Genomic DNA, 22,216 nt, shown 5'->3' on the forward strand with positions numbered 1-22,216 from the left:
CCCTACCGAGGGTTCGGGAGGCGGCCTTTTGGAGGGGTTACTGTTGTTCCTGGCGGGTGGCGCGCAGGGCGTTCGGGGGGAGGGCCTCGCGGGCGGCGGTGAGGGCGTTGGCGGCGAGGCGCCGGTGGCGGCGGAGCCCGAGGCGCTTCAAGGGTCCCGCGCTCTTGGACTCCTCGCTCGCGAGGTGGGTCAGCGTGATCATGTCGTTCACGCACGCCCGGTAGCCGAGGGCGCACATCTCGACCTGCACCTCGGACGGGGAGGAGAGGAGGGTGCGCCGGATCTCCTCGGCGCGCTCGACGATGGACCGCGAGAGGGCGCCGGCGTCCGCCTGCAGCTCCTCGACGGTGCGGTACCCGACGATGTCCTCCGGCGAGATCCTCCGGGCCACGAGACCGGGGTTCGCCGCCCTGCGGCGGAGCACGAGGAAAGCCGCGGCGCCCGTCAGGAACGCCGTCGGGACGAGCAGCAGCCCCCAGAGCGCCTCGGACGTGAGGTACGAGACGAGCCCGACCGCCGCGACTTCCAACGCGACGAGGACCGCTAAGTAGACTTTTACCATCCTGATAAACCTCCGCCATGCCGGCTCGCACCGGCCTCCTGTGGGACCAGTCTAGTTTTTACCGGGCGCTTCCGCAACCGGACCGGCACGGAAGCGGGGAGGCCGGCCCCCCGTCGCACTGTATAATCCCTTTGTGTCCGCGCCCTCCTCGAAGAACGCCACCGAGTTCGACCCCGGCCGTCCCGTCGGGAGCTTCCTCGAGGTGCTCCGCGGGCTCTTCTTCGCCCCGAAGCGCTTCTTTGTCGAGTTCTCGGCCGAGGGGCCGCTGCGCGAGCCCATCCTGTTCGTGCTGCTCGTGAGCGCGGTGAGCGCCGTCGTGCGGCTCGCGCTCGTCGCGGTCTTCGGCGTCTCCTTCGGCGACCTGGACGCGGGGGACATGGGCGCAAGCGCGTTACAGGCGCTCCTCTACGTGGCCTTCTCGCCGGTGCTGGTCGGCCTCTTCGCGGCGGTCTACCTGCTCTCTTTGCGGACCTTTATGGGCAACACCGGGGACTACCGGCAGGTCTACCGCCTGATCTCCTACGTCTACGGCGCCCTGATCCTGCTGCCACTCCCCGTCGTCAACGCCTTCGCCTTCACCTACGCCATGCTGGTCCTCGTGGCCGTGGGCGTCCGCTACGTCTACCGCGCCTCGTTCCTTACCGCCCTCCTCACGGCCCTCGTCGGCTACGTGCCGGCGGCGCTCCTCTTCCTCACCCTGACGGTCTACGTGACCGGCCTCGTCTTCGGCCGCTAGGGCCCGCCGCCGACCGACCGGTACTCCCTGACGTCCCTCTCCGCCCGTTGGCGGAGGCTCTCGGGCAGGCCGACGGCCCCCTTCTTCCCGTAGCGCTCCCTGAGCAGGCCGCAGGAGATCCTGAGGTAAGCCGCCCTCATCTCTAGCTCTTCGAGGACGTCCATCTCCCTCGGGAAGACGCGGAACGCGAGATCCTCGCGGGCGCCCAACCTCGGCGGGCCTCCGTGCCCCCGGCCCGCCTCGAGCCGCCCCTCCCACCGCCGGCGCAGCGCGCCCATCGCCTCCGTGTCCGGGGCGACGTTCAGGGGGCCGGTCTCGAACGGGTCCTCCGGGGCGAAGCCGAAGGTCTCCTCGAGCAGGCGCGCGGAGCGGCGGGCCCTCGCCCCGCGCCGGCCCTTCAGGTACTCGTACTCCGAGCGGAGCAGGACGAGCTGCACGTCGTAGTAGGCGCCGAGGCCCGCGAGCGTCGGGCGATCGGCGTCCAATCCCCGCGCGTCGAGCGCCCGGCCGAGGGCCGCTCGCCGCCTCCGGAACCTCACGCGCCGCCAGCCGAAGAGGCCGCCCCCGAGCACGAGGCCCGCGGCGACGGGGATGGCGGCGGCGTACGGGCCCGCCCACGAGGTGCCGAAGACGGGCGCCGAGAGAAGGACCGACGCCCCGACCAGGCAGGCCGCGGCGAACCCCGCCATCGTCGCCCGGCGGCCCCAGCCCGCCGCCCCGTCGTAGAGCCGGCCGAGCGCGTACCAGAGCCCGAGGGCGTCGTCCGATGTGGGGGTGGACCGCACGTGCTAGATTCTACTCCCCGTGCCCCCCGCCAACCCCACCACAGAGCCCTCGCCCCGCGCCGCGAAACGCCTCGCGGACGTCCTCAACCCCTTCACCGTCTTCACCGCGCTCTACGCCTCCGTCGCGTTCTCGGTGACGACCCCCGGAGCGGCCGTCCTCTACCTGGCCGTCGAGCTCGTCGCGGCCGGGCTCGTCGTCGGGTTCGTCGTCTCGCTCAGGCGGAGGAGGCGCGTGGGGGATTTCTGGATCTCCAGCCGCGGCCAGCGCCTCGTCCCCGCCGTCTTCCTGCTCCTTACCTTCGCGGCGCTGCTGTGTACCCTGGCCCTCCTCGACGCGCCGGAGGGGATCTTCCTCGCAACCCTCTCCATGGGCCTCGCCAGCGCGGCGGTGGCCGCCGTGACGCTCGCGTGGAAGGCCAGCGCGCACTCGGCGGTCGCCGGTCACGCGGCCGTCGCCGCCCTCCTCGTGCTAGGGCTCCCGCCGGCCGTACCCTTCCTGCTCGTCCTTCCGGCCGTGCTCTGGGCGAGGGTGGCGACGGGGGCGCACACCCCGGCGCAGGTCCTCGCGGGGGCCGCGGTGGGTGCCGCGTTCGCCGCGGTTTTCCTTGCCTAGGGGAGGGAACGCCGCGGCTGGCGCCGAGCACCGGCACACCCGACCGAACCGGGCATCCTCCCGTCAGGCCATCTCAACGAGCGCGCTTCTTCCACCCGGCCTCCACGCGCTCCACGGCTTGCTTTCTGCTCTTGAGGTTGTAGAGGGTCTCGTCCCCGGCGCGTGCCGTCCAGGATCCGTGCCAGTTCCATACCTGCCCGGCGACTCGACCGTCCACCAGAACGTCGTAACTGCTCTCCCCGGTCTTGCGCAGCTCGGCCATACCCGGAGTTTAATCCCGGGCGAAAGCGGCCGCCCGGAGCGCCGACCCGAGCTCTGTCGCAAGCACCCGCGAGGTTCTCGCTGTGCCGCGCGACGGAGTTCTGGTCTCGAGTTCTACGCGTAACGGAAGAGAAAACTGGTGCCCGTCCAAATGGGGAAAGGGAAAGGAGGAGTAGGACACCAGCAACACCTAAATGTATATCGCATATAGATTTGTGAGTCAACGAAAAATCGTAAGTTGCATACTACGGGACACGCTGTTGCACCTTAATGTGTAGTTAGATTAACTACGCGTTAGCTGTTGTTTAGAAAGCCTTCCAACGGTTGCCCTCGCGGGGGACGGCTGAGATCATGGCGCGGAAAGCCCTTGGGGAAAGGGTGGAGAAGGGCGTCGCCGGGCGGGAAGACCGCCGGGCGGCGCCCTTGATCTTTGTCCGCATCGCCAGGCTCCTCTGGGTCGATCCCGGCGTGAACCGCGGTGGACGTCCGCGTTGTTCCGGAGCATAAAGAAGGCCCGTCTGCCCTGTGCGGGGCAGACGGGCCTGGAGTGACCCCACCGGGGTTCGAACCCGGGTTTTCGCCGTGAGAGGGCGATGTCCTAGGCCACTAGACGATGGGGCCTCGGTGGCTCCTCGGAGCCGGAAGAGAGTTTAAACGATGACCCCTCGATCGTCAATTTGGAGATCGGGGCCGCCGCTCCGGCCTCGAGCAGCCCCTCCGAAGGCGCCTAGGCGCGGCGGCACAGGCCGGCGAGGTGGCGGGCGAGGACCGCCTTCACCGTCTCGGTCGATGCCAGATCCGGCCGTATCACGGCGTGTACGGTGAGGCCGTCGATGACCGCATACAGCCGCTCGGTCTCGAGGTCGACGTCCAGGCCGGGGACGGCGCCGTCCGACTCCACGAGCGCCCGGACCGACCGCTCGCACAACTCGCGCAGGCCGTCGTACGCCTCGTCGCGCAGCGCCCGCAGGATCGGATCCACGAGCGCCTTGCCGGTCAGCGCCAACCACACCTCGGCCTCCGCCCGCCTCTCGGCATCCAGGGGCAGCACCTCGGAGAGCATGGACTCGGCCGCCTGCCGCGGGCCGCAAGAAGCCAGGTCGAGCGCCCTCACGCGGCGGCGCGCCCGCTCCGTGACCAGCCCCATCGCGAAGGCCAGAAGCTCCGTCTGGCTCCCGAAATAGTGCCGGAGGGAGCCCATGGAGAGCCCCGCCTCGCGCGCGACGTTACGAACCGACGCGCGCTCCAACCCGTCCCGCAGGATCACGCGCCACGCCGCCTCCGCTAACTCCGTTCGCCGCGCATCGGCGTCGACCATCTTCGGCATGCTTCCTTTATAGCACAAACGTGCTATCATCTCTAAACCGCACAGTCGTGCTACGAAAGGTGGGTTCCGTGATCTACGCCGTGATCGTCGCTTGCGAGGTGGGTTTCTGGGTGGTGTTGCTCGCCGGGCTGGCGGCGCGGTACGGGCTGCGTCGGCCGCGGCTGGGCGCGGCTCTGCTGGTCTGCGTGCCGCTCGTGGATCTCACGCTGCTCGGGGCTTCGGTGCTGGATCTCCGCCAGGGGGGTGAAGCGGACTTCGCGCACGGCCTGGCCGCGGTGTATCTGGGGGTCTCCGTGGCGTGGGGGCATTCGATGGTGCGTTGGGCCGATGCGAGGTTCGCCCATCGGTTCGCCGGTGGTCCGGTCCCCTCGAGGCCTCCCGCCGGCGGGGTCGAGCACGCCAGGTACCAGCGCGGTCAGTGGGCGAGGCACCTGCTCGCGTGGGCGGTCGGCTGCGCCCTGCTCCTCGGTGGGGTGGCACTAGTTGGAGACGCGGACCGTAGCGCGGCCCTGCTGGGGATCGCGCAGACCTGGACGCTGGTGCTGGCCGTCGACTTCCTCTGGTCGATGAGCTACACGCTCTGGCCGCGCAGGGCGCCCGCGCGCAGGGAGGGCATCGACGGGAGCGTCTAGGGGAGCCGCGGGGCGAGCTGGCGCGTTGGGCGGGGACGCCGGGCAGGGTGCCGGCCCCGCCGGTAGCGTCGGCGGGGGCTTGCGGTTCGGGGGAGCGGTCTAGCCGACGGGCTTCTTCAGCTTCTCGGCGACCCTCTCTATGCGGCGGAGGGTGCGTTCGCGGCCGAGGAGGGCGAGGGTCTCGAAGAGGCCGGCGCTAACGGTGCGGCCGGTGGCGGCGAAGCGCAGGGGGTGGATGAGGTGGCGGGCCGCCTTCCCCTTCTCGTCGGCGAGGCCCCTTATTACCTGCTCGATCCTCTCCTCCGTCCACTCGTCCTCGGAGAGCGCTTTCAGCCCCTCGACGAGCTCCGGAAAAGTCTCGCGGGCGAACTCCTTGCCGAACTGCTTCTCGAATTCGGCCTCGTCGTAGGCGAGCTCGTCGCCGTAGAAGTAGCCGACGAAGGCGGGTATCTCGTCCGTGCGGTTTATGCGGTCCTTTATGAGCGCCATGATCCGGACGAGGCGCGGCATGTCGCGCTGGAGCTCCTCGGGGCTCGCGGCGCCCGCCTCCACGAGCATGGGGCCCGCGATGAGGGCGAGCTCCTCGGGCGACTGGCGGCGGAGGTAGAGGGCGTTTATGGAGGTCAGCTTCTTCTCGTCGAAGACCGCCGGGTTGCCGCTGACGCGCTCGATGCGGAAGCGCTCGGCGAGCTCGTCGGGGGAGAAGATCTCCTCGTCCGCCGCGTAGCCCGCCCCAAGGAGCGCGAGATAGTTGAAGAGCGCCTCCGGCAGGTAGCCCTGGGCCGCGAAGTCCTCGACGCTCGCCGCCCCGTGGCGCTTGGAGAGCTTCTTCTTGTCCGGCCCCAGGACCTGCGGGACGTGGGCGAAGGCGGGGAGGTCGTAGCCCAGTGCGCCGTAGACCAGGATCTGGCGGGGCGTGTTCGAGAGGTGGTCGTCGCCGCGGATGACGTGGCTGATCTTCATCTCCGCGTCGTCGACGGCCGCCGCGAAGTTGTAGGTCGGGGTGTCGGTGGACTTCATGAGGACGAAGTCTTCGATGTTCGCGTTCTCGAACGTCACCGGCCCCCGGATGAGGTCCTCGACGACCGTCTGCCCCTCGGTGGGCGTCTTGAAGCGCACCGTGAAGGGCTCGCCGGACTCCGCCCGGCGCCGCGCCGCCTCGGGGTCCATGTCGCGGTACTCGCCGCCCTTGTAGATCGGCTGCCGCTTCTCCGCCCGCGCCCTCTCGCGGAACTCTGCCATCTCCTCGGGGGTGGCGAAGTCCCGGTAGGCGTCTCCCGAGTCCAGCAGCTTCTTCGCCGCCTCGCGGTAGAGGTCGAAGCGCTCGGTCTGGCGGTAGGGGCCGTGCGGGCCGTCCACCTCCGGACCCTCGTCCCAGTCCAGGCCGATCCAACGCAACGAGCGCTTGAGCTGCTCGACGGAGGGCTCCGTCGAACGCTCGAGGTCCGTGTCTTCGATCCTGAGGACGAACGTGCCCCCGTTCTTGCGGGCGAAGAGCCAGTTGAAGAGCGCCGTCCTGACCCCGCCGACGTGCAGGGAGCCCGTCGGGCTCGGCGCGTAACGTACCCTGACGTGCGAATTGTTATTGTCCATGCGTTAAAGCTAGCACAAGGCCCGAGCGCCGGTGAGCCGTACCCCCCCGCTCCTTGGGCGCCGAATACCCCCGAAATATGGTCCGCTTCGAGGGATGCGCCTTCGCCGATCCGGGCCGATGATGGCCCTCTGATCGGAGAGCATCGAGTCGGGAGGCGCGCGATGGAGAACGAGCAACGCCGGAAGCCTGGCGGTCGTGAAGGGCAAGAAGCGCCGGGTGCCGGAGGACGAGGGCCGGAGTGGCGCAAGGTGGTCGTCGCCCTGATCCTCGCCCCGATCTTCGCCGTGGTGCTCGCACCCGTCCTCTGGTACCTGTTCGTCGTCGTGGCCTTCTGGTTCGATCCTCCCTGTTTCGTGTGCCTGTAGCGGCGTCCTGGAGGCGGACCCGGAGCTACCGCTTGCGGCCGCGGGGGCCCCGTGGACGTAGAAGAGGCGAAGAGCCTGCCCCGTGACCTTTCGAGCTGGTGGCCTTACGGGCGGCCGGCGCGCCGCCAGGCGAGCGGCGTCGTGCCGTGGGCGCGCCTGAAGGACCTCACGAAGTACCCGGGGGTATCGTAGCCGACGCTCCGGCCGACCTCCTCAACGGGAAGGTCGGTCTCGACCAGCAGGCGGCGCGCCTCGGCCATGCGGCGCTCGGAGATCCACTCCAGAACCGTACGCCCCGTCTTGCGCCCGACGACCGTGGTGAGGTGCCCGGGCGTCAGGCCCACCGCCCGCGCCACGTCCTTGAGCGAGATCCGCTCTGCGTAGCGCTCCTCGATGAAGCCGAAGACCTCGGCGAGCAGGGGCTCGTCCTTGAGCCTGAGGTCCCCGACGACGTCCGCCGCCAGCCTCGACAGCTCCACGAGCAGGAGCGTAAGGTGCGAGAGGACGGCCTCCCGGTAGCCGTCCCGCCTGCGGCGGAGCTCGGCGTCGAGCGCGGAGAAGCGCCCGGACCACGAGGCCCGCTCCCCCGGCGGCACCCTCAGGCGCTGGGCGCCGGGGTTGCCCGTCCCCCTCACGAATGGGAAGAGCAGCGGGTGGGCGCGCCAGGAGAGGAAGGCGCCGGGAGCCTGCGGCCCGAGGACCTCGGGCGGAAAAGAGACGGTCCAGCCCTCGCCCCGGCGAAAGCCGCTCATACCGGCACCGACCCCGATCACCTCGCCCGGGGCGATCACGAACGCGTCGCCGTCCTCCACCGGCCACTCCCGGTCGTCGAGGCGCAGCGAGCCGCCGCCCCGCTCGAAGTAGGCGAGCCCGAGAAAGTCGTGGGAGTGGGGGCCCTCGGCGGATCCGGCGTCCGAAGCAGACCCCCGGCCCGGGAACCTCAAGACGCCCACGGGCGGCACCCCGGGCACCGCCTCGTAGGTGTAGACCGGCGGCCCCCTCCCTTCCTGTCCAGCCTCCTCGTACTACCCATACCGATCCTTCTCGTCCTCGACCAGCACCCCGGGCACCGCCCGGCAGACTGCGCGGTACCGCACCGGCGCTTCCGCCCATGATAAACCGAAAATCGTTCCACAAAATCCGAACATCCGCCCTTTGCGCCGGTGTACGGCGGCAAGATACTGAGCTTGTAGCTGAACATCGTCCTACTGATGGGAGAGGAAGGATGGGTGTGGGCGCGACGGAGCGGCGCGGAGATCACGCCCCAGGCGCCGGGGATGACGGGCCGTTGCCCCTCTACGGTCCTCCGCGCGGGTTGATGGGCACACCTTCGGCGTGCCAACGGAGAATAGATCGGGGGGCAGCGCGGCTGGATCCCAACGCAGAGGCGCGCGGCCGTGCGGCCCCATCCTTTACGGGGAGGCCATCGAGCGGCGGGCACGGAATCGCTGGAGGAGGCAAGAGATGCAGGTGACGGGTAGGCAGGATCCCGCAACGTACGACGTCGTGGTGGTGGGTGGCGGTGCCGCCGGTCTGAGCGGCGCGCTGGCGCTGGGGCGGGCGAGGCGATCGGTGCTGGTGATCGATGCGGGGGAGCCGCGCAACGCGCCCGCCTCCGGGGTCCACGTGTTTCTCACCCGGGAGGGCATGAACCCGGCCGCGCTGTTGGAGGCCGGTCGGGAGGACGTCCGCCGCTACGGCGCCGAGGTGCTCGAAGGGCGCGTCGCCTCGGCCGCCCGCGTCGATGAGGGCTTCACCGTCGGGTTGGAGGACGGCCGCCGGGTTGGCGCCAGGCGGCTGCTCGTCGCCACGGGGCTCTTCGACGAGCTGCCGGACGTGCCGGGCATCCGGGAGCGGTGGGGGCGCGACGTGCTGCACTGCCCGTACTGCCACGGGTGGGAGGTCCGCGACGAGCCGATCGGCGTGCTGGCGTCGAACCCGTGGGCCGCGCACCAGGCGCTGCTGTTCCGGCAGTGGAGCGACGACGTCACCCTGTTCCTGCACGATGCGCCCCGGCCCACCGACGAAGAGGCGGAGGGGCTGGCCGCGCGCGGCATCGCGGTCGTGGAAGGGGAGGTCGCCTCCCTCGAGATCGTCGGGGATCGCCTCGCGGGCGTCCGTATGGGCAGCGGCGAGGTCGTCGCGCTTCGCGCCCTGGCGGTCGCGCCGCGCGCCGTGGCCCGCACGGAGGTGTTCGAGGGCCTCGGCCTGAGGACGACCGGCCATCCCTCCGGCCTGGGCGAGCACGTCGAGGCCGACGCTGTGGGCCTCACCTCCGTCCCCGGGGTCTGGGTCGCCGGGAACGCGGCCGATCTCGCGGCGCAGGTCATCAGCGCCGCCGCAGCGGGCGTCCGGGCCGGGGCGGCCATCAACGCCGACCTCATCGCCGAGGAGACCGAACACGCGGTGACCGCCTACCGCGCCCGGCGCGAAGCCCGAACCGCCGGCCGCCGCTAACCCCTTCGGCCGGAGACGAGGCGCGCGAGCGGGGGCTCGGCGCTCGTTCGCCTCGGCAAGAAAGATGGCAACAAAATAGAGCGACGCAGAGGAGACGCAACGTTGAACGACGAACGTCACGCAGAGCATCGAGGGGGCCACGGCGACGCGGAGGCCGAGCGGTTCTGGGAGGACCACTACCGCCGGCGCGAGCGGGTGTGGAGCGGGAGGCCGAACCCCGTGCTGGTCGACGTCGCCGGGAGCCTGCGGCCGGGCACCGTGCTGGACCTCGGCTGCGGGGAGGGGGGAGACGCGATCTGGCTCGCCCGGCGGGGCTGGCGCGTGAGCGCCGTCGACATGTCCGCCACGGCCCTCGAGCGGGCGGCGGAGGACGCGGACGCGGCCGGCGTCGCCGACCGCATAGACTTCCGGCGCCACGACCTCGCCCTCACCTTCCCCTCGGGCGCCTTCGATCTGGTCTCCGCCCAGTACCTGCACTCGCCGGTGGAGTTCCCCCGCGTCCACGTCCTGCAACAGGCGGCAAGCGCCGTGACGCCCGGCGGCCTCCTGCTGATCGTCGACCACGCCTCGGTCAGCCCCCGGTCATGGGCCGCCCCCGAGGAGACGCTGGCCCCGCTCGACCTGAGCCCCGACGAATGGCGCACCGAGAGGATCGAAGCCCGCGAGCGCGAGGCCATCCGCCCGAACGGGCAGGGGATCACCGTCACCGACAACATCGTCGTTGTCAGACGGGTGGGAGGGAGATCGTAACCGAGCTCCTCAGCCCAAAACCCGGGACGAGCCGTACCGCTTGCTCGACGCCTCCACCGTGGCGCTGCGGCTGGCGCCGACGTCGTGCCTACCTGCGATCCGTTACGGTCTTTCGACCGCCTCCGCGAGCGGTGCAGGCGCGGCTCTCCCCGGGAGAGCACTACCGGCTCGACGGCTTGGTGCCTGCGTCAGCCGACGATTAGGACTTCGAGCGTTCGCGGACCGTGCACGCCCTCGACGCGGTTGAGCTCGATATCCGAGGTGGCGGAGGGGCCGGAGATAAAGGTGATCGCGCGCCCCTCGCCGACGACGGTCTCGCGGAGCCCGGCGAAGGCCTCGGGGACGAGGCCCACGACCTGCTCCTCCCTGACGACGCACAGGTGGTAGTCGGGCAGCAGCGTGAGCGCCCGCCGGCCCTGCGCCTCGCCGGCGTCCAGGACGATGGTGCCGGTCTGGGAGATCCCGAGGGCGCAGCCGGTGAGGACGCCGTCGCTGCGGTCGAGCTCGTCGTTGGTGAGCTGGGCGCCGGCCCCGCTACCGTCGCGCAAGACCTCCACGCCGTAGGGGACCCAGGCCTCCGGCAGGCCGGGGGGGACGACGAGCTTCTCGACGCCGCGCGCCTTCAAGGCGTCGCGGATCGCCCCGGGGAGGCCCGACTCGCTCACGCGGCTCACCTTCGCCTTGTACTCGGCGGTGCGCTCGGCGAAGCGCTCGACGATCTCCCCGCGCGGGGCGTCGTCCGTCTCGCGGTAGCCGCGCTCGACGGGGACGTCCTCCGGGCGCTCGGCGTCGGGGACGTCGCGGGTGGAGCGCCGGATCCTGCGCAGAATCTCCTCCCTCGCCGCGCTCACGACGCGCCGTCCCCGGTGGAGCCGTTGGGGGAGGGGCCGCCCCGGCGGGTCTTCCACCAGTCGCGGAAGGTCTGCTCGGGGACGGGCTTGAGGTCGCGGGCCTCCGTCCAGCCGGCGAGCTTGCCGGGGAGGCGGTGGATGGTGCCGCTCCTCGCCAGCGGCCACTGGCCGACGTGGGCCGCCTTCTGCGCGCCCTCGTAGAGCCGCCTGTTGGCGAAGATGCGCCCCATCGCCTGCATCGCGACGTTCTCGGGGTCGAGCCTTTCTCTCAAGCCGCCCTCGTCCTGCTTGTGGCGGACCACCTTGCCGCGCAGGTGGATGAGGACCTGGGGGATGTTGATCTTCACCGGGCAGACCTCGTAGCAGGCCCCGCACAGGGAGGAGGCGTAGGGCAGCGAGTCCGGGCCGGGCTCGCCGATGCCCACGAGCTGCGGCGTGAGGATCGCGCCTATCGGCCCCGGGTAGACGGAGTTGTAGGCGTGGCCGCCGGTCCGCTCGTAGACGGGGCAGACGTTCAGGCAGGCCGAGCAGCGGATGCAGTTGAGGGACTGGCGCCCGATCTCGTCGGCCAGGACGTCCGTCCGGCCGTTGTCCATGAGGACGAGGTGGAACTCCTCCGGCCCGTCGCCCGAGCCCTGCGACGCCCCGGTCCAGAACGAGGTGTACGGGTTCATCCGCTCGGCGGTCGAGGAGCGGGGGAGGAGCTGCATGAAGACCTCGTAGTCCCGCCACTGAGGGATGACCTTCTCTATCCCCATGAGCGTCACCAGGACCGGCGGGAGCGTCGTGCACATCCGGCCGTTCCCCTCGGACTCGACGACGCAGACCGTGCCCGTCTCCGCGACCGCGAAGTTCGCCCCGCTGATGCCGACCTTCGCCGAGAGGAACTTCTTGCGCAGGTAGAGCCGTGCGGCGTTGGCGAGGTCGGGCGGGTCGTCCGAGAGGTCCTCGACGCCGAGCTCGCGCATGAAGAGCTCCCGGATCTCCGAGCGGTTCTTGTGGATCGCCGGTACGAGGATGTGCGACGAGGTCTCCCCGGCGAGCTGGATGATGAGCTCCGCGAGGTCCGTCTCGTACGCCGCGATCCCCTCGCCTTCGAGGTACTCGTTGAGCTTGGTCTCGTCCGTCGCGATGGACTTGACCTTCACGACCTCCCTCGCGCCGTGGCTCTTGGCGATGCCCGCGACGATCCGGTTCGCCTCCTCGGCGTCGCGCGCCCAGTGGACCTGGCCCCCGGCCCTCTTCACGGACTCTTCGAGCTCGACGAGGTAGTCGTCGAGGTGGCGCAGCGTACGCGCCTTGAGGGCGCGCCCGGCCTCGCGCAGCTCCTCCCAGTCGGGCATCTCGGCGACGGCCACACCCCTCTTGCGGCGGATGGTCTGGGTGGCCTTGCCGAGGTTACGGCGGAGCTGAGAGTTGGAGAGGGATTCCTTTGCGCTCTCCTCGAAGGTCGGGGTCCGGCCCTCGGAGAACGCGTCGGGCGGAGCTTTCTTTTCGGGCTGGTGCCTGATGATGGTCATTACCTCTCCTCCGTGCTCGCGAGGATCTCCGCGAGGTGGACGGTCCTGACGCCGGCGCGCTGGCGCTTGAGGCCGCCGCCGATGTGCATCAGGCACGAGTTGTCTCCGGCCGTGCAGATCTCGGCCTCCGTGTCGAGGACGTGGCGCAGCTTGTCCCCGAGCATCGCCACCGACGTATCCGCGTTCTTGACGGCGAAAGTCCCCCCGAAGCCGCAGCACTCCTTCGCCTCGGGGAGCTCCACGAGGTCTATGCCGCGGACCCGTCTCAGAAGCTTCAGCGGTGCCTCGCCGACCTTGAGCATCCGCAGGGAGTGGCAGGTCGGGTGGTAGGTGACGCGGTGGGGGTAGTAAGCCCCGACGTCCGTGACGCCGGTCTTCTTCACGAGAAACTCGGAGAGCTCGAAGACCTTCTCGCCGAGCTCCTCGACCTCGTAGAGGAGCTCGTTGTCGTTCGCGAGGTTCGCGGCGAGGGGGTAGAGCTCGCGGACCATGCCGACGCAGGAGCCCGACGGGGCGACGACGGCGTCGTAGGGGCCGAAGACCTCGACGAAGCGGCGGACGAGCGGGATCGCCTCGCGCTGGTAGCCCGTGTTGAAGTGCATCTGGCCGCAGCAGGTCTGCTCCTCGGGGAAGACCACCTCGTGCCCGAGACGCTCCAGGACCTCGACCGTCGCCCGGCCGGTCTCGGGGAACAGGGTGTCGTTGAAGCAGGTGATGAAAAGGGCTACGCGCATCCTGCGCCTCCGCCCGACGGGATCCTCACGGTCGGCCTCCTTGGTCTCTCTCCTGCGTAGATGTTAGCCCACGCGGGGGGGGGGGGCGGTTCTCAGGCCCGCCGGTGTCCGTCACGTCGCGGGTGGAGAGCCAGCCCTCGCTCAGAGCCTTCCTCGTCGCCTCGCCGCGCGAGCTCACCCCTATTCTTGGGTAGATGTTCGCGAGGTGGCGCTTGATCGTCGCCTCCGAGAGGTGGAGGGCGCGCGAGATCTGGCGGTTGGAGAGGCCCCGGGCGACGAAGAGCAGGATCTCGAGCTCCCTCGCGGAGAGGAGATCCGCCCCCCTCTCGACCTGGCGCAGGGTCTCCCGCGGGACGACCATGACGACGTTCTCGTCGTACGGGCCCTCCTCGGGGTTCTCGGCGGCGGTGTGGACGGCCGACAAGAGCTCGTTCATGGAGGCGCTCTTGACGAGGTAGGCGCTCGCCCCGAGGGCGAGAAGCTGGCGCACGAGGGAGGGATCGTCGTGCATGGTGACCACCACGATCCTGGGCCTCGGCTGGAGATGGAGCAGCTTCTCCATCGCCTCCTGGGCGCCCATCACCGGCATCTCGACGTCCAGGATCACCACGTCGGGGGCGAGCGCGCGGGCGAGCGAGACGGCCTCGGCCCCGTTCTCGGCCTGGCCCACGACCTCTATGCCCTCGTCGGTCTGGAGCATCTCGCCGAGGCCCTGGCGGAACATGGTGTGGTCGTCGGCGAGCAGCACCCGGATCTGCTCCGCCTTCATGAGCCCTCTCTCGCCAGGGGGACGGAGATCTCGACCTTCGCCCCGCCGCCGGGGACCGAGTTGAGCTCGAACGTCCCGCCGACGAGCGAGGCCCGCTCCCTCATCGACCTCAAGCCCCCGTTGGCCCGCGTCCCGTCGGGCTCGAAGCCCCGTCCGTCGTCCTCCACCGTGCCGATCACCCTCTCTTTCGTTATCTCCAGATCAACGGCGACGCGCTCGCAACCGGAGTGGTTGACGGCGTTGCGGATCGCCTCCCGCAGGACCAGGAAGATCTGGTTGCCTATGTGCGGTGGGACGAGGGACTCGTCCCCCTTCACGCTCGACTCGTAACGCACGCCCATCGGGACGGTGGTCTCCTCGAGGTTCGCTATGGCCCTGACCATGCCCTCCTCGACCTCCGAGCGGCGGAGCATCATCGAGAGGTCCCTGGTGGACTTCAGCGAGGCCTTGGCCTCGTCCTTGGCGAGCTCCAGCTTCGCCGCCGCCGCCTCGGGGCTGCGCTCCCTCAGGACCTCGTAGAGCTCCAGGTTCTGGCGCACCGCGGCTATGGAGTGGGCCACGCGGTCGTGCAGTTCGCGGCTGATGATATGGCGCTCCTCCCGGGCCCCCGCGTAGAAGGCGAGACGCCGCTCGGCCTCCTCGGCCTGCTCCCGCGCCCGGAGCTCGCGCTCGCGCGAGCGGTCGAGCTCCGCCTCGGCCTCCTTGCGGCTGGTGACGTCCTCGAAGACCTTGACCGCCGCCACGACGCGTCCCCGGTCGTCGCGCGCGGGCGCGGCGTTCGTCCGGACGACGCGCCGCGTCCCGTCGGGACGCACCACGAGGTACTCCACGCCGGAGACGGAATCCCCCCCCAGCGCGCGGACTAGCGGCCATTCTTCCCGCGGCATCTTACCGCCGTCGGGGTACGAGAGCGCGCCTCGGCCGCACTCCTCGACCGAGCCGATCTCGTCCCCGTAGATGCGCCTCGCGCCCTCGTTGGCGAGGACGAACCTGCCGGAGGGCTCCGCTATAAACACGCCGCCGGGCATCTGCTTGAGGATGGTCTCCAGCCGCGTCCTCTCCTCCTCGGCCAGGCGCCTGAGCTCCTCGCGCTCTTCCTCCGCCCGGCGGTTGTTCTCGACGTCGAAGATGGTGCCGACCCACTCGCGCGTCTCGCCGCCACCCTCCACGATGGGTACGCCGCGCAGGACGACGCGGCGGTACTCCCCGTCGCGGTGCCTCAGGCGGTACTCCGCCTCCATCGGCTCGGGGTTCGAGGCGGAGATCTCCTCCCACAGGCCCTCCGGGGGGCGGTTCTCGGGGTGCAGGGCATCGAGCCAGCCGAAGCCCCGGTACTCACGATAGGTCTGGCCGGTGTACTCCTCCCAGGCGGGGATGGGCTCGACGATCTCACCCCTGCTGTCCCCGGTCCACACGATGGAGGAGGTCGCCTCGGCCAGAGACCGGTAGCGCTCCTCGCTCTCGGTCAGGGCCTCGAGCGCCGTGCGCTGCTCGTGGACGTCCGTCGCGGCCCCGAACCAGCGCACGGCGCGGCCCTCGTCGTCGCGCAAGGGGTTCGCCCGCACGAGAAACCACCGGTAGGAGCCGTCGCGGCCCCGGATACGATGCTCGCTCCTGAACGGGAGGCCCGAGTCGACCGCCCTGAGGAAGCCCTGAAGCGAATCCTCGCGGTCCTCGGGGTGTACGGTGTAGAGCCAGCCGTAAGCCTCCGCCTCCCCGACGTTCTGGCCGGTGTATTCGAACCAGCGCCGGTTGTACCAGCCGGTGTTTCCGGTGGCGTCGTTGCTCCACAGGAGGTCGGGGACGAGTTCGGCGACCGCGCGGAAGCGCTCCTCGCTGCTCCTCAGCGCCTCCTCGGCCCGCTTCGCCTCGGTGATGTCGGTGACGAACGCGACGTACTCCCCCTCGTAGAGGCGGGTCCCGGCGAAGAGGCCCCACCGGCGGGTCCCATCCTCGCGCAAGTACTCCTTCTCGAAGGGGGTGGAGCGGCCGAACGACACGAGCTCCCGTTCGGCTTCGAGGGTGCGCGGCATGTGCTCCGGCGGCGTCAGATCGTCCCAGCGCAGAACCTTCTCCTCCACCTCCTCGCGGCCGTAGCCGCTCATGCGGAGGAAGGCGTCGTTGGAGTCGACGATGGTCCTGGTGTCGTCGAAGTAGACGACGCCGACCGTCTCGATCGCTATCGTCTGTTGCAGCCGGTGCTCGCTCTCGCGCAGCGCCTCCTCCGCGAGCCTCCGATCGGTGAGGTCGGCCGTCACCACGAGGATGCCGCGCGGCCGGCCCTCCTCGTCGTCGAGGCGACTCGTGGTGCTGTTCGCCCACACGAGCGTCCCGTCCGGGCGCTCGTAGCGCTTGTCCAGAGAGACCGGCTCGCCCCCCGTCAGTAGCTCCTCCAGGGCCGTCTGGCTCTCGGCGACGTCGGCGGAGTACGTCACGTCGGCCACGCTCGATTCGAGCAGCTCCTCCCGCGAGCGGCCCAGGATCCGGCAGAGCCCGTCGTTCACCATGACGAAGCGTCCGTCCAGAGAGAGCTCGCAGAGACCCACCTCGGCCCCCGAAAAGATCGCGGAGAGGCGCTCCTCGCTCTCGCGCGAGGCTTCTTCGGCGCGGGCGCGTTCGAGGCGCGTCCAGATGCGCTCGCCCGTCTCGCGGAGGAGGTCGACCTCGCTCTCGGACCACTCCCGGGTCTCGGCGTCCGCGACGCAGAGAGCGCCCACCAGCACGCCATCCTTGACGAGCGGCGCCCCCATGCAAGCGGTGATCCCGAGCGCGGCCGAGGCCGGGCGGTCGGCCGGGGGGACCAGGGGCGACGCCTGGGCGTCGTCGATGACGTGGCACTCCCCGCGGCGCAGGATCTCGATGGACCAGGAGAGGGCGGCGACCGGGTGCTCGCCGGCGAGCGAGGGCGAGCCGCCGCGCGCGAAGTCCCGTACGACGCGCGCGACGCCCGACGCCTCGTCGACCTCGACGTAGTAGGCCCGGTCCACGCCCAGATTCTCGGCCAGAAGCCGGCAGGCCTCGCCCTGGAGCTCCGCCGGGTCGGAGAGCGACCGCAGCGCGTCGCCCAGCTTCACGAGGAAAGCCTGCCGCTCCGCGTTCTGGCGCAGCGCCGCCTCGGCCCGCTTGCGGTCGGTGATGTCCTGGAAGATGTTCACGGCGCCCGTGATGTTCCCCGCGCCGTCCCGAAGCGCCGTAACGTTGGCGAGGATGTCGATGATCGTGCCGTCCGGGCGCTCGATCTTCAGCTCGCGGTCGACGGCCGGCTCGCCGGTCGCGAGCACGCCCGCGGTCGGCGATTCTTCGGGCGTCAGCGGGGTCCCGTCGGGCCCGTAGGTGCGCCGTGAGCCGCAGAGCATCCACGCCTTGTCGTCGGCCTCCGGCTCGCGCCCCCACAGCTCGACCGCGCGCGAGTTGTGATAGGCGAGCGTCGCGTCGGCGTTGCAGGCGTAGACGGCCGCCGGGATGAAATCGATCAGGTGCCGGTACCTATCCTCGCTCTCCCGCAGCTTCGCTTCGGCGACTTCTTCCTGGAGGCGGAGGACCTCCTCTTGCGCCCTCTTCCACTCCGTGATCTCCTTTGTGGTCGTCGCCACGCCGTCGCCCAGCTTCACGGCGGACTGGAGAAACCACCCGTCGAACTGCTCGTGGACGCAACGACGCTCGTCCTGCTGCGGCACGCCCGTCTCGACGACCTCCTTGAAGGCCTCGAAGATCCCCTCCTCGACCACCCCGGGGTTCCTCTCGAGCAGGCTCTGCCCGACGACTTCGCCGTACTCCTTCTCGGAGGTGTGGTTGTTCAGCAGCCACTCGAAGTCGACGATCTCGCCGGACTCGTCGCGGACGGCCTCGAACACCTGGATCATGTCCATCGAGGCGTCCATCGTCGCCTGGATCAGGTCGCGGCTCTCCTTCAACTCCGCCGTCCGTTCCCTCACCTGGCGCTCCAGCTCGGCCCGGTGCCGCTCCTCCGTCTCGCGCAGGGCTTTCTCGGCGCGGGCGCGCTCGACCGCCGCCCAGGTGCGCTCGGCGGTCTCCTCGACGAGCGCGACCTCCTGCGGCGTCCAGGGGCGGGGCGTCGTCCGGTCGGCGACCAGGGCCGCCGCCAGCCGGCCCTCCTTGACCAGGGGGGCCACGACGGCGGCGCCGATGCCGCGGTACCATGCGCGCTGCTGATCCGGCATCGCGGGGTCTTCGTCCACGTCGCGCACCACCCAGGTCTGCCCGTCGGCGAGCCAGGGCATCGGCCAGTCCTCCAGCGGGTAGCGGCGGGCGTGGCTCGGGGCCCCCGGCCGGCGGTAGTCGCGGGCGACGACGAACTCCCCGGCGGCCTCGTCGATCTCGACGTAGTAGGCGCGGTCGGCGCCGAGGTGCTCCCCCAGCACGCGGCTCGCGGTCGCCTGCACCTCGACCGGGTCGTCGAGCGGCCTGAGCGCGTCGCCGAGGCGCACCAGGAACGCCTGCCTCGCCTCGCTCCCGCGCATGGCCTCCTCCGCCTCCTTACGCTCGGTGATGTCGCGGAAGTTGGCGACGAGGCCGCCCACGGACGCATCGTCGAAGAGGTTGGTGAACGTGCCCTCCAGCCAGCGCCACCCTTGCGACTTGTGGCGGTAGCGGTGCTGAATGGTGACGCTCCCGCCGGGGTCGTCGGAGAGCTCGCGGAAGGCGTCCGCGCACCTTTCGAGGTCGTCCGGGTGGATGTGACCGGCCTCGAACGGACTCATGCCGACGAACTCCTCCACCCCGTAGCCGCAGACCCTCTCCACGGACGGGCTGGCGAAGCGGATGGTCCCGTCGCGCTCGCTGATCGTGAGAACGTCCGCGCCCTTGTCGATCAACGAGCGCCACCGCGCCTCGTTCCGCGCGAGCGCCTCCTCGGCCCGCCGCCGCTCCAGAAACTGCGCGATCTGCCCGCCGACCAGCCCGGCCGTCCTGATCAGGTCCTCGTCGGGGGGCAGTTTCTCGCGGCGGAAGAGCTCGAAGACGCCGACGAAGGCCCCATCCGCGATGGGGAAGGCGAGCGCCCCGCGCAGGCCGTCCTCGGCCGCGGCCTCCGCCCGCGTCGTATCGCCGTCTTCGAGGATGTCTTCGACCCACACGGGCTCGCCCCGGTCCCAGACCCTCCCCGGCAGCCCCTGCCCGCGCCGGAAGGTCGCGTCCTCGTTCGCCGCCTCCAGGGCCCCCGCGGAGGAGCCGGAGGAACGCCAGTGGCCGGCACGGCGCAGCACGCCGGTGCCCTCGTCCAGCTTCCACAGGACGCCGGCGTGCCAGTTGAGGCGCTCCCCGAGGATCTCGTAGAGCTTCGGGGCGGCCTCGTCGAGGTCCCTCGCGCTCGCGAGAACCTGGCTCACGGCGTACTGGGCGGCGATGCGGCGCCGGTACTGCTGCCGCTCCCGAACCCCGGCGCGCATGGAGGAGGCGAACCTCCTGCTCGCCTCCGTGAGGTCCGAGAAGTGCCTCCTCGCGTCGAAGACCTCGGAGCGCGCCGTCCCCTCGCGCCCGCGCAGCGCCGCGACCTCGCGCCTGAGGCGCAGGATCTCCGCGTCGCGGGGGTCCGCCCCCGCCCCGTTGGGCTCTCTCCCGCGAAGATCCACCTAGTCCTCCGGTACCCCTCGGATCACCACGACGCCGCCGGTCGCGCCGTCGGGGAGGGGACGGCCCCTCGCCTCGAAGCGACAGAGCGTCCCGTCCTTCGCGCGCGTGGCGAACCTCGTCTCGAACTCCTCGCCGCGGGAGGTCCTTGCCTGGGGCGTCTCCTCCGCCGGCAAGGGCTCGCCGTCCTCCGACAGCACCGGGAAGTGTCCGAGGCGGGCTCCCGAGCCCTTGTCGCCGACCTCCCCGTCACCGAACCTCCGGCGGAAGACCTCGTTGCTGAACAGCACGGTGCCGCCGGCGTCCACGGCCAGCACGGCGTCGACGATGCCCTGAAGGACGGCCTCGAGGCGCATCCGCGCGGTCTCGCTCGCCCGGCGCTCCTCCTCGCGGGTGCGCGCCATCTCCTGGAGCTCCGCGCTCCGGGCCTGGAGGTCCTCGTTCGTCGTGTTCAACTCTTCTATCGTGGCCTGGAGCTCCTCGTTGAGGGTCTCGAGCTCCTCGTTCGTCGCCTGGAGCTCCTCGTTGAGGGTCTCGACCTCCTCGGTCGCGGCCTGGGCCTCCTCGGAGGTCATCAGGGACTCCTCGTAGGCGGCCTGGAGCCCCTCGTTCAAGCCGCCGAGCTCCCGGTTCGCCTCTTCGAGCCTCCGGTTCGCCTCGATCAGGCGCTCGTTCTGCGCCCTCAGGCGCGCCCTGTCGGCCTCGGCCTCACGCTCCGTCTCCCGCAGTTCGGCGTCCAGGGAAGCTATGCGCTCCTCCAGCCCCCGCCGCTCGAGCGCCCCTCCCGTGACGTCGTTGACGACCACCATCGCGGTCTCCGCCGGGCCGGATTCGCTGCGCCTGGGATAGCAGTCGAGCCTGAGGTAGCGGGGCTCGCCGGTCGCGGCGTCCTCCAGGGCGAACTCGCCGGTCGCCGCCGACTCGCCGTCCCTGAAAGCGACGTCCACCGCCGCGCGCACCTCGGCGTACGGCGCCTCCCGCATCGCGTGCAGGAAGTCCTCGCCGACGGCGGAGCCGTGGATCGAGAGGAGGTGCCGGGCGGCGGCGTTTATCGCCCTGATGTCGTACCTGTGGTCCACGATGACGAGCCCGACCGGAATGCGGCTCAGGTCGTCCTCGCCGCGCGCGCCCTGCGGCGCCTCGGCCCTGCCCTGGGCACGCTCCCCGGTCGGGCCCTGGGTGGCGGAAAGGGGGGGCTTCCGGGCGGTGCCCCCGTGCTCGGGGGCCGGGCTCGGGGCGGGGACGGGGAGCGAGGGGAGCAGGAAGCGTTCCCCGTGGCGCCGGTACACCTTGAACTGGCGGCTCACCGGTGCGAAGTACTCGCTCAAGGGGGAGACCGTCTCCGCCTTGCCCAGGACGAGGTCGCCGCCGTCTCTGAGGGAGTAGGCGAAGAGCTGCAGAGCGCGCCTCTGGAGCTCCGGGGCGAAGTAGATCAGGACGTTCCGGCTGACGCACAGGTCCATGTTCGGGAACGGGGAGCGCCGGGAGAGGTCGTGCTCGCCGAAGACGATCATGCCCCGCACGCTCTTCTTGATGGCGTACTGGCCGTCCGCCTCCTCGAAGAACCGATTCAGCCGCTCCTCGGAGAGCCCGCGGACGGAGGAGGGCGGGTAGACGCCCCGGCGGGCGAACCGTATGGCGTCCTCGTCGATGTCCGTGGCGAAGATCCTCGCGTCGAAGAGCCCCCTCTCCGAGCCCAGAAGCTCCGAGACCGTTATGGCGAGGGAGTACGCCTCCTCGCCCGTGGCGCAGCCGGCCGACCAGATCCTCAGGCCGCGGTTCTGGCGCCTGGCCTCCTCGATGAGCCTCGGGAGCACCTCCTCCTTGAGGTAGTCGAAGTGCTCGGCGTCGCGGAAGAACTCGGTGACTTTTATGAGAAAGGAGTTGACGAGGTTGCGGTACTCGTCGGGGCGCTCCTCCAAATACCTGCGGTACTCCGCGATCGTCGGGCGGCCGACGGCGGCCATGCGGCGCCTCAAACGCCGCCCGATCGTGCTCCCCTTGTAGGAGCCGAAGTCCACGCCGTGGGTCTCGCGCAGCCACTCGAGGATGCGCCTCAACTCCCTCTGCTCGTCCTCCGGCGTCTCCTTCGTCCCGCCGGCCTCGGCGAGCAGGTCGGAGACGACGCGCGGGATCTCGTCGAGGTCCGCGACGACGTCGACGGTGTTCGGGGCGAGCGAGGCGGGCATGCTCGGGAACTCGGCGGTCCGGGGGTCCTGGACCACGACCGTCCCGCCCCGCTCGCTCACCATCCGGGCGCCGTCCGTTCCGTCGCTGCCGGTCCCCGTGAGGACGACGGCGACGAGGTTCTCCCCGAAGACCTCGGCGGCGCTACCGAGGAGCAGGTCGACCGAGGGCTTCGGCCTCTCGGACGAGTCCTCGTGGAACCCTATCTCGGAGTCCGTGATCCTGACGTGCCGGTTCGCGGGCACCACGAAGACCACGCCGGCCTCCAGCGGCTCCTTGTCCGAGACGGTGCGGACCGGCAGGGCGCTGCCGCGCGAGAGGATGCTCTCGAGGTGGCTGACGTGCGCGGGATCCAGGTGCTGGGCGATGACCACGGGAGCCGGGAAGTCCTCCGGGAGCGCCGAGACGATTCTCGACAGGGCTTCTATGCCTCCGGCCGAAGATCCCACCGCCACCAGTTGCGTAAAAGGCGCCTCAGACAACA

18 protein-coding genes and 1 tRNA gene are annotated in these 22,216 nt (G+C 70.6%); 6 read left to right on the top strand and 13 right to left on the bottom strand.

Annotated elements, in window-relative coordinates:
- Positions 1–37 precede the first annotated feature (37 nt).
- On the bottom strand, positions 38–562 hold the full coding sequence (locus GBA65_RS04560) for a hypothetical protein (RefSeq protein ID WP_166395572.1): 525 nt from the start codon (positions 560–562) through the stop codon (positions 38–40).
- A gap of 133 nt (positions 563–695) precedes the next feature.
- On the opposite strand from GBA65_RS04560, the gene GBA65_RS04565 reads away from it, so the two are divergent.
- On the top strand, positions 696–1,298 hold the full coding sequence (locus GBA65_RS04565; protein ID WP_166395573.1) for a YIP1 family protein: 603 nt from the start codon (positions 696–698) through the stop codon (positions 1,296–1,298).
- On the opposite strand, the gene GBA65_RS04570 is transcribed toward GBA65_RS04565, so the two are convergent.
- Positions 1,295–2,083, bottom strand: a complete 789-nt coding sequence (locus GBA65_RS04570) for a hypothetical protein (protein ID WP_166395574.1) — start codon at positions 2,081–2,083, stop codon at positions 1,295–1,297. The two genes, GBA65_RS04565 and GBA65_RS04570, sit on opposite strands and share 4 nt — an antisense overlap.
- Before the next feature lie 19 nt (positions 2,084–2,102).
- Between GBA65_RS04570 and GBA65_RS04575 the strand changes: the two genes are divergently transcribed.
- On the top strand, positions 2,103–2,696 hold the full coding sequence (locus tag GBA65_RS04575) for a hypothetical protein (protein ID WP_166395575.1): 594 nt from the start codon (positions 2,103–2,105) through the stop codon (positions 2,694–2,696).
- 73 nt (positions 2,697–2,769) lie between these two features.
- Here the strand turns inward: GBA65_RS04575 and GBA65_RS04580 are convergent, their stop codons facing one another.
- The 3 genes from GBA65_RS04580 to GBA65_RS04590 form a co-directional block, all read right to left on the bottom strand.
- The gene (locus GBA65_RS04580; RefSeq protein ID WP_166395576.1) at positions 2,770–2,958 is read right to left on the bottom strand and encodes a hypothetical protein; all 189 of its coding nucleotides are present in this window, start codon (positions 2,956–2,958) and stop codon (positions 2,770–2,772) included.
- Positions 2,959–3,505: 547 nt separating this feature from the next.
- A tRNA-Glu gene (locus tag GBA65_RS04585) sits at positions 3,506–3,578 on the bottom strand.
- Positions 3,579–3,684: 106 nt separating this feature from the next.
- Positions 3,685–4,275, bottom strand: coding sequence for a TetR/AcrR family transcriptional regulator (locus tag GBA65_RS04590; RefSeq protein WP_207956142.1), 591 nt, complete (start codon positions 4,273–4,275; stop codon positions 3,685–3,687).
- Positions 4,276–4,352: 77 nt separating this feature from the next.
- On the opposite strand from GBA65_RS04590, the gene GBA65_RS04595 reads away from it, so the two are divergent.
- Positions 4,353–4,916 carry a hypothetical protein gene (locus GBA65_RS04595; protein ID WP_166395578.1) on the top strand — a complete coding sequence of 188 codons (564 nt, stop codon included), beginning with the start codon at positions 4,353–4,355 and terminating at the stop codon, positions 4,914–4,916.
- Between the two features lie 99 nt (positions 4,917–5,015).
- Here GBA65_RS04595 and gltX read toward each other — a convergent pair whose 3' ends face one another.
- Positions 5,016–6,509, bottom strand: coding sequence for a glutamate--tRNA ligase (gltX, locus tag GBA65_RS04600; RefSeq protein ID WP_166395579.1), 1,494 nt, complete (start codon positions 6,507–6,509; stop codon positions 5,016–5,018).
- 162 nt (positions 6,510–6,671) lie between these two features.
- On the opposite strand from gltX, the gene GBA65_RS04605 reads away from it, so the two are divergent.
- A complete protein-coding gene (locus GBA65_RS04605; protein WP_166395580.1) occupies positions 6,672–6,875 on the top strand; it encodes a hypothetical protein in 204 nt (67 codons plus the stop codon).
- 104 nt (positions 6,876–6,979) lie between these two features.
- Here GBA65_RS04605 and GBA65_RS04610 read toward each other — a convergent pair whose 3' ends face one another.
- Positions 6,980–7,837, bottom strand: a complete 858-nt coding sequence (locus tag GBA65_RS04610; protein WP_207956143.1) for an AraC family transcriptional regulator — start codon at positions 7,835–7,837, stop codon at positions 6,980–6,982.
- 502 nt (positions 7,838–8,339) lie between these two features.
- Between GBA65_RS04610 and GBA65_RS04615 the strand changes: the two genes are divergently transcribed.
- Both GBA65_RS04615 and GBA65_RS04620 read left to right on the top strand, forming a co-directional pair.
- Positions 8,340–9,332, top strand: a complete 993-nt coding sequence (locus tag GBA65_RS04615; RefSeq protein ID WP_166395582.1) for an NAD(P)/FAD-dependent oxidoreductase — start codon at positions 8,340–8,342, stop codon at positions 9,330–9,332.
- 102 nt (positions 9,333–9,434) lie between these two features.
- Positions 9,435–10,082, top strand: a complete 648-nt coding sequence (locus tag GBA65_RS04620) for a class I SAM-dependent methyltransferase (RefSeq protein WP_166395583.1) — start codon at positions 9,435–9,437, stop codon at positions 10,080–10,082.
- Positions 10,083–10,270: 188 nt separating this feature from the next.
- Here GBA65_RS04620 and GBA65_RS04625 read toward each other — a convergent pair whose 3' ends face one another.
- From GBA65_RS04625 to GBA65_RS04650, 6 genes are read right to left on the bottom strand one after another with little or no spacing between them, the layout of a single operon-like run.
- On the bottom strand, positions 10,271–10,933 hold the full coding sequence (locus tag GBA65_RS04625) for a LutC/YkgG family protein (RefSeq protein WP_166395584.1): 663 nt from the start codon (positions 10,931–10,933) through the stop codon (positions 10,271–10,273).
- Positions 10,930–12,453: a LutB/LldF family L-lactate oxidation iron-sulfur protein gene (locus GBA65_RS04630; protein ID WP_166395585.1), complete on the bottom strand. Its 1,524-nt coding sequence runs from the start codon at positions 12,451–12,453 to the stop codon at positions 10,930–10,932. Before GBA65_RS04630 ends, GBA65_RS04625 begins: the two co-directional genes overlap by 4 nt.
- Entirely contained in the window at positions 12,453–13,187 is a 735-nt protein-coding gene (locus GBA65_RS04635) for a (Fe-S)-binding protein (RefSeq protein ID WP_166395586.1), read from the bottom strand. The genes GBA65_RS04630 and GBA65_RS04635 overlap by 1 nt, the downstream gene beginning before the upstream one ends.
- A gap of 25 nt (positions 13,188–13,212) precedes the next feature.
- Positions 13,213–13,956, bottom strand: coding sequence for a response regulator transcription factor (locus GBA65_RS04640; RefSeq protein ID WP_166395587.1), 744 nt, complete (start codon positions 13,954–13,956; stop codon positions 13,213–13,215).
- The gene (locus tag GBA65_RS04645) at positions 13,953–19,547 is read right to left on the bottom strand and encodes a PAS domain S-box protein (protein ID WP_166395588.1); all 5,595 of its coding nucleotides are present in this window, start codon (positions 19,545–19,547) and stop codon (positions 13,953–13,955) included. The genes GBA65_RS04640 and GBA65_RS04645 overlap by 4 nt, the downstream gene beginning before the upstream one ends.
- The gene (locus GBA65_RS04650) at positions 19,548–22,214 is read right to left on the bottom strand and encodes a CheR family methyltransferase (protein WP_166395589.1); all 2,667 of its coding nucleotides are present in this window, start codon (positions 22,212–22,214) and stop codon (positions 19,548–19,550) included. It abuts the gene before it with no gap.
- Positions 22,215–22,216 lie beyond the last annotated feature (2 nt).

Origin of the sequence: Rubrobacter marinus (assembly GCF_011492965.1) — a bacterium.
GTDB classification, from domain to species: Bacteria; Actinomycetota; Rubrobacteria; order Rubrobacterales; family Rubrobacteraceae; genus Rubrobacter_F; species Rubrobacter_F marinus.

What these genes read in the sequence shown, in the direction of transcription:
- GBA65_RS04560 (WP_166395572.1), bottom strand. Translation starts at nt 562, where the DNA reads ATGGTAAAAGTCTACTTAGCGGTCCTCGTCGCGTTGGAAGTCGCGGCG.
- GBA65_RS04580 (WP_166395576.1), bottom strand. Translation starts at nt 2,958, where the DNA reads ATGGCCGAGCTGCGCAAGACCGGGGAGAGCAGTTACGACGTTCTGGTG.
- GBA65_RS04590 (WP_207956142.1), bottom strand. Translation starts at nt 4,275, where the DNA reads ATGGTCGACGCCGATGCGCGGCGAACGGAGTTAGCGGAGGCGGCGTGG.
- gltX (WP_166395579.1), bottom strand. Translation starts at nt 6,509, where the DNA reads ATGGACAATAACAATTCGCACGTCAGGGTACGTTACGCGCCGAGCCCG.
- GBA65_RS04605 (WP_166395580.1), top strand. Translation starts at nt 6,672, where the DNA reads ATGGAGAACGAGCAACGCCGGAAGCCTGGCGGTCGTGAAGGGCAAGAA.
- GBA65_RS04615 (WP_166395582.1), top strand. Translation starts at nt 8,340, where the DNA reads ATGCAGGTGACGGGTAGGCAGGATCCCGCAACGTACGACGTCGTGGTG.
- GBA65_RS04630 (WP_166395585.1), bottom strand. Translation starts at nt 12,453, where the DNA reads ATGACCATCATCAGGCACCAGCCCGAAAAGAAAGCTCCGCCCGACGCG.
- GBA65_RS04635 (WP_166395586.1), bottom strand. Translation starts at nt 13,187, where the DNA reads ATGCGCGTAGCCCTTTTCATCACCTGCTTCAACGACACCCTGTTCCCC.
- GBA65_RS04640 (WP_166395587.1), bottom strand. Translation starts at nt 13,956, where the DNA reads ATGAAGGCGGAGCAGATCCGGGTGCTGCTCGCCGACGACCACACCATG.